Below are 4653 nucleotides of genomic sequence, written 5' to 3'. Positions count from 1 at the left end.
CACGATCATCCTGTGCATGTAGATGAAAGGTGTGTTTTCCCAGATCGATGGCGGCAATAGCTACTTTGCTCATGGCAATGATCTCCGATAAGCCCCCTGTGAAAGCTTAGTGGGCGATCACAGGGGGCGGCGGGGGTAGCCATTTCATTAGTGGTTCAGTGTTGCTGCAGGAGGTGTGCCTGGATCAGCTATAGTGCCGCGCGGGTTTTGTTATGGAGACATCCCATTGCGTATCGCTTTTCTCATCTCGATCTGGCTACTGAGCTTTGGCGCCATCGCGGCACCGGGCGAGGTGGCGACGCTCGATCGCAGCACCTGGCCAGAAAAACTCGGTAACCCGACGCTGTTCGACGTGGCGTCGAGGGCCGAGATCCTCATGTTTTCCAGCGTGCTGTTGGTCAGCGAGGCGCTGGATGAATCCGCCCTGGCCCAGCGCCTGGGCCTGCGCACGATCAATCTGGAGTCGGTCAACCGGGTTCGCCAGCGCATGTGGCAACGGCTGCTGGCCAACTACAACTTCGCCCAACAGAGCTGCGACCAGGATGCCTCCTTCTGTTTTCTGGTCGAAGACCTGCCCACCCTGCGAGAGCAAGCTGCCAAATTCCAGGTCAGTGCAGACAGCTACTACATCAAGTGGGCCGAGCCGAGCCGTGTGTTCCACACCCAGTACCTGGACGAACAGTTGCGCAAGGCTGCGCTGTTCCCGCAAACCAGCAGCGAAGTCGATCGTTTTGGCGACTATGAACGCAGCGGCGACGGGATGCATGACCGGCTGTTTCTGCTGACCTTCGACAGCGCCGCCAATGCCGCACCGGATAACACCGCCTGGGTCACCGAGTACCTGCGCAAGTCGAACCTGAGCGGGACGTTCTTCGTCCTCGGCAAGGACATCCAGGCGCCTTTGGCCGAGCATTCGGTGAGTAACCTGCAAGCGACCTACTCGAGCCAGTGCATCGGCGTTCAAGGTTGGGAGTTCCGTTCCCACAGCCACTGGCAGGACTGGCAGGACTCGGTGCGCCGTAGCGCCGAACTGGTCAAAAGCAAGTTGCCGGAGAACTACGTGCCCCTGTTCCGTCCGCCCGATGGCCAGCGCCGTTCCGATGCCGAAGGCTTCTTCAAGACTCAGGGCCTGCAGGTAGCGCTGTGGGACATCGACGCCCAGGACGGTGCCGGCAAACTCAAGGGCAACCCGAGTGCGCAACGGGTGCTGACCCTGATGCTGCTGTGGCGGCACGGGGTGATCAATTTCAATGTGAAACAGGATGCAGTGAAAACGGCGTTGCCGTGGCTGGTCACGCAAACGGCGCCTGTCGGGATCGGCTGGGAAGATTGCCAGGATGCGTTTCGCTGAAAACGACAAAACCCCGTAAATATTGGGTTTATGGCGATTTTTGAAGGGGATTCGTTGCAGGTGGACTTCCGACTTTAAACGGGTGATGGCAGTCCGCCAAGTGCTATTGGTCAATCTGCAAAATAAACTTCAAAAAAGCGTCAAAGTACTTTTTTCTGTCACACGTTTTGGAGTATTACGAAGACAGACCGCCGAAACCTGCAACACAGGTGGCGTCTTCCAAGACCCCGCATGTATGCAGAACACTTGAGTCCCCGCAGGTGTATTCGGCAGTCACTTCGAGGCGCAGCACCGTCAAGGTATTGCGTCGAATGGCTCCCACAAAGGTGACCGAGTATGGATGATCACGGACGTAGCTCTTCTTCCAACCAGCCAATCCTTTATGTACTCGATACCAACGTATTGATTCACGATCCAAACGCGCTGCTTAACTTCGAAGAACACCACGTCGCGATCCCGATGACCGTGCTTGAAGAGCTCGACAAGCTCAAGAGCGGGCATCACAGTGTTGCCGCCGAATGCCGCCAGGCCATCCGCCTGATCGACAAGACCCTGGGCGATGCCTCACCCGAGGACGTCGAGCAGGGTGTGCCGATCCAGCGTGGCAAAAGCGGACCCAAGGGTTTACTGTCAATTCTGATGAGCAAACATGCCGAGCCGAATCTGATTCTGCCCGAGCACCTGAACGACAACAAAATCATCAATCAACTGATCGACCTGCACGCGCGCGACCCGAAGAAGCCCGTGGTGCTGGTCACCAAAGACATCAACATGCGCCTCAAGGCGCGCGCCTGCGGGATCGCGGCGGAGGACTACAGCACCGACCAACTGGTCGATGACGTGTCCTTGCTGCCCAACGGCTATCACAACATGACCGGCTCTTTCTGGGACCGCGTGAGCAAGGTCGAAACCCGTCAGGACCACGGCCGCACCTGGCATCAGGTGCAATTGATCGACAACCTGCCGGCGGTGCACATCAACGAGTTCATCATTGATGAACAGGGCTTTGTCGGCTGGATCAAGGAGATTGAAGAAGACCGCTTGCTGATCCTCGACCTGCACCAGGAACCGCTGCTGCACCAGGAAGCCTGGGGCCTCAAGCCGCGTGATATCTATCAGAGTCTGGCGTTGTACGCCTTGCTCGATCCGGACATCCACCTGGTCAACCTGTCGGGTGCCGCGGGTTCGGGTAAAACCATCCTGGCGCTGGCCGCTGCGATCGAGCAGACCATGGTCAGCAAACGTTATCGCCGCATCATCGCCACCCGCAGCGTGCAGGGCCTGGACCAGGAAATCGGCTTCCTGCCCGGCACCGAGGCGGAAAAAATGGAGCCGTGGCTGGGCGCCATCACCGACAACCTCGAAGCCTTGCACATGGATGACGAAAGCACCCATGGCAGCGTCGACTACATCCTCAGCAAAGTGCCGTTGCAGTTCAAATCCCTCAACTACATCCGGGGCCGCAGCTTCCAGCAGAGCCTGATCCTGATCGACGAATGCCAGAACCTCACGCCGCACCAGATGAAAACCATCATCACCCGTGCTGGTGCCGGTTCCAAAGTGGTGTGCCTGGGTAACCTGGCACAGATCGATACCCCTTACCTGTCCGCGACCAGCTCCGGGCTGACCTACCTCACTGAACGCTTCAAGGACTTCCCGAACGGGGTGCACATCACCCTGCAAGGGGTACCACGCTCGATCCTGGCCGAATACGCCGAAACGCATTTGTAATCGCTTCATCGAAACCGGGCGGCCGAGAGGTCGCCCGGTTTTTTATGGGCGTGTGAAAAACCTGTGGGAGCGAGCTTGCTCGCGATGACGGTGTGTCAGTCGACAACTCCGTTGAATGGCAGGCCCCTATCGCGAGCAAGCTCGCTCCCACAGGGGATTGTGGTGATCGGATAATCGTGCGTGCGGAAATCTGACCCGCAGGTTTACAATCGATGCTCCTGATCAGGAGTAATCCCGTGCTGACTCATCTCGATTCCCAAGGTCGCGCCAACATGGTCGACGTCACTGAAAAAGCCGTGACGTTCCGTGAGGCGACCGCCCAAGCGCTGGTGCGCATGCTGCCCGAAACCCTGCAGATGATCGTCAGCGGCGGCCACCCCAAGGGTGATGTGTTTGCCGTGGCGCGCATTGCCGGCATTCAGGCGGCGAAGAAAACCAGCGATCTGATTCCTCTGTGCCATCCGTTGATGCTGACCGGCGTCAAGGTCGAGCTCAGTGCCGAAGGCGACGATTCGGTGCGCATCGTGGCGCGCTGCAAGTTGTCCGGGCAGACCGGCGTCGAAATGGAGGCCCTGACCGCCGCCAGCGTCGCCGCGCTGACGATCTACGACATGTGCAAGGCCGTAGACCGTGGCATGACCATCGAAAGCGTGCGTCTGTTGGAGAAGGTCGGCGGCAAGAGCGGACATTTCCAGGCGGAGCAGTCATGAACGTTACCGTGAAGTTTTTCGCCCGTTATCGTGAAGCGCTGGGTCTGGACTCGGTGAAAGTGGAAGGCAACTTCGCCACTGTTGACGACGTGCGCGCACTGTTGGCCCAGCGTGACGGTGCCGAGGTGCTGAGCGAGCAAAACCTGATGTGCGCCCGCAATGAAGACCTGTGCCAGCTCGACGAGCCGGTCAGCGAGGGCGATGAAGTGGCGTTCTTTCCGACTGTGACCGGAGGCTGAGCCATGGCGATTCGCGTGCAGTCCACCGCGTTCGACCCGGGTGCCGAAGTCAACGCCATGCACGATGCCAATGTCGGCGTGGGTGCGGTGGTGAGTTTTGTCGGCTACGTGCGCGACTTCAATGACGGCCTCGATGTGGCGGGGATGTTCCTCGAACACTATCCCGGCATGACTGAAAAGGCCCTCGGCAAGATCGCCATCGAGGCCGAGCAGCGCTGGCCGTTGCTCAAGCTGGAAGTGCTGCACCGCATCGGCGCCCTGGAGCCGGGCGAGCCGATTGTCTTCGTCGGCGCGGCCAGCGCCCATCGTCAGGCGGCATTCGACGCCTGCGCCTTTGTCATGGATTACCTGAAAACCCGTGCGCCGTTCTGGAAGAAAGAAAACACCAGCGACGGGCCGCGTTGGGTCGAAGGGCGTGACAGTGATCATGCGGCGGCGGATCGCTGGAAGCAGTAATTCCTGCGGCGTTCTTGAGTCAGTCATCGCGAGCAAGCTCGCTCCCACATCTATGGTTACCCCCTTTTCTGCAATACTGTTGTTGATGTCGTGTTTGGCTTGCTTTCATCTATCCGGCGTCTGAGTTGGGGTTGTCGCCCCGCGCCTCGATGAGAATCGATGCCCA

The 4653-nt window shown here is 59.0% G+C and carries 5 protein-coding genes; all 5 read left to right on the top strand.

Features of this window, described 5'->3' with window-relative positions; genetic code table 11:
- The first annotated feature begins 226 nt into the window (after window positions 1-226).
- The 5 genes from KGB28_RS00165 to moaE all read left to right on the top strand — a co-directional run bounded on the left by KGB28_RS00165 (window position 227) and on the right by moaE (window position 4487).
- Complete coding sequence (locus KGB28_RS00165; RefSeq protein WP_223440982.1) at window positions 227-1351, top strand: polysaccharide deacetylase family protein; 1125 nt, start codon at window positions 227-229, stop codon at window positions 1349-1351.
- A gap of 336 nt (window positions 1352-1687) precedes the next feature.
- The gene (locus KGB28_RS00160; RefSeq protein ID WP_223440979.1) at window positions 1688-3082 is read left to right on the top strand and encodes a PhoH family protein; all 1395 of its coding nucleotides are present in this window, start codon (window positions 1688-1690) and stop codon (window positions 3080-3082) included.
- A gap of 236 nt (window positions 3083-3318) precedes the next feature.
- Window positions 3319-3792: a cyclic pyranopterin monophosphate synthase MoaC gene (gene moaC / locus KGB28_RS00155; protein ID WP_056726185.1), complete on the top strand. Its 474-nt coding sequence runs from the start codon at window positions 3319-3321 to the stop codon at window positions 3790-3792.
- The gene (gene moaD, locus KGB28_RS00150; protein ID WP_075945584.1) at window positions 3789-4031 is read left to right on the top strand and encodes a molybdopterin converting factor subunit 1; all 243 of its coding nucleotides are present in this window, start codon (window positions 3789-3791) and stop codon (window positions 4029-4031) included. The genes moaC and moaD overlap by 4 nt, the downstream gene beginning before the upstream one ends.
- A gap of 3 nt (window positions 4032-4034) precedes the next feature.
- Window positions 4035-4487, top strand: a complete 453-nt coding sequence (gene moaE, locus KGB28_RS00145; RefSeq protein ID WP_007989960.1) for a molybdopterin synthase catalytic subunit MoaE — start codon at window positions 4035-4037, stop codon at window positions 4485-4487.
- Window positions 4488-4653 lie beyond the last annotated feature (166 nt).

The sequence above is a fragment of the Pseudomonas sp. BF-R-19 genome (assembly GCF_019956445.1).
Taxonomy (GTDB): domain Bacteria; phylum Pseudomonadota; class Gammaproteobacteria; order Pseudomonadales; family Pseudomonadaceae; genus Aquipseudomonas; species Aquipseudomonas fluorescens_BH.
The sequence above is the reverse complement of the archived record's forward strand: the minus strand, read 5'-3'. Positions and strand labels throughout refer to the sequence as shown.

Excerpts from the sequence above, each read along its gene's own strand:
- KGB28_RS00160 (WP_223440979.1), top strand. The coding sequence starts at position 1,688 with ATGGATGATCACGGACGTAGCTCTTCTTCCAACCAGCCAATCCTTTAT.
- moaD (WP_075945584.1), top strand. The coding sequence starts at position 3,789 with ATGAACGTTACCGTGAAGTTTTTCGCCCGTTATCGTGAAGCGCTGGGT.
- moaE (WP_007989960.1), top strand. The coding sequence starts at position 4,035 with ATGGCGATTCGCGTGCAGTCCACCGCGTTCGACCCGGGTGCCGAAGTC.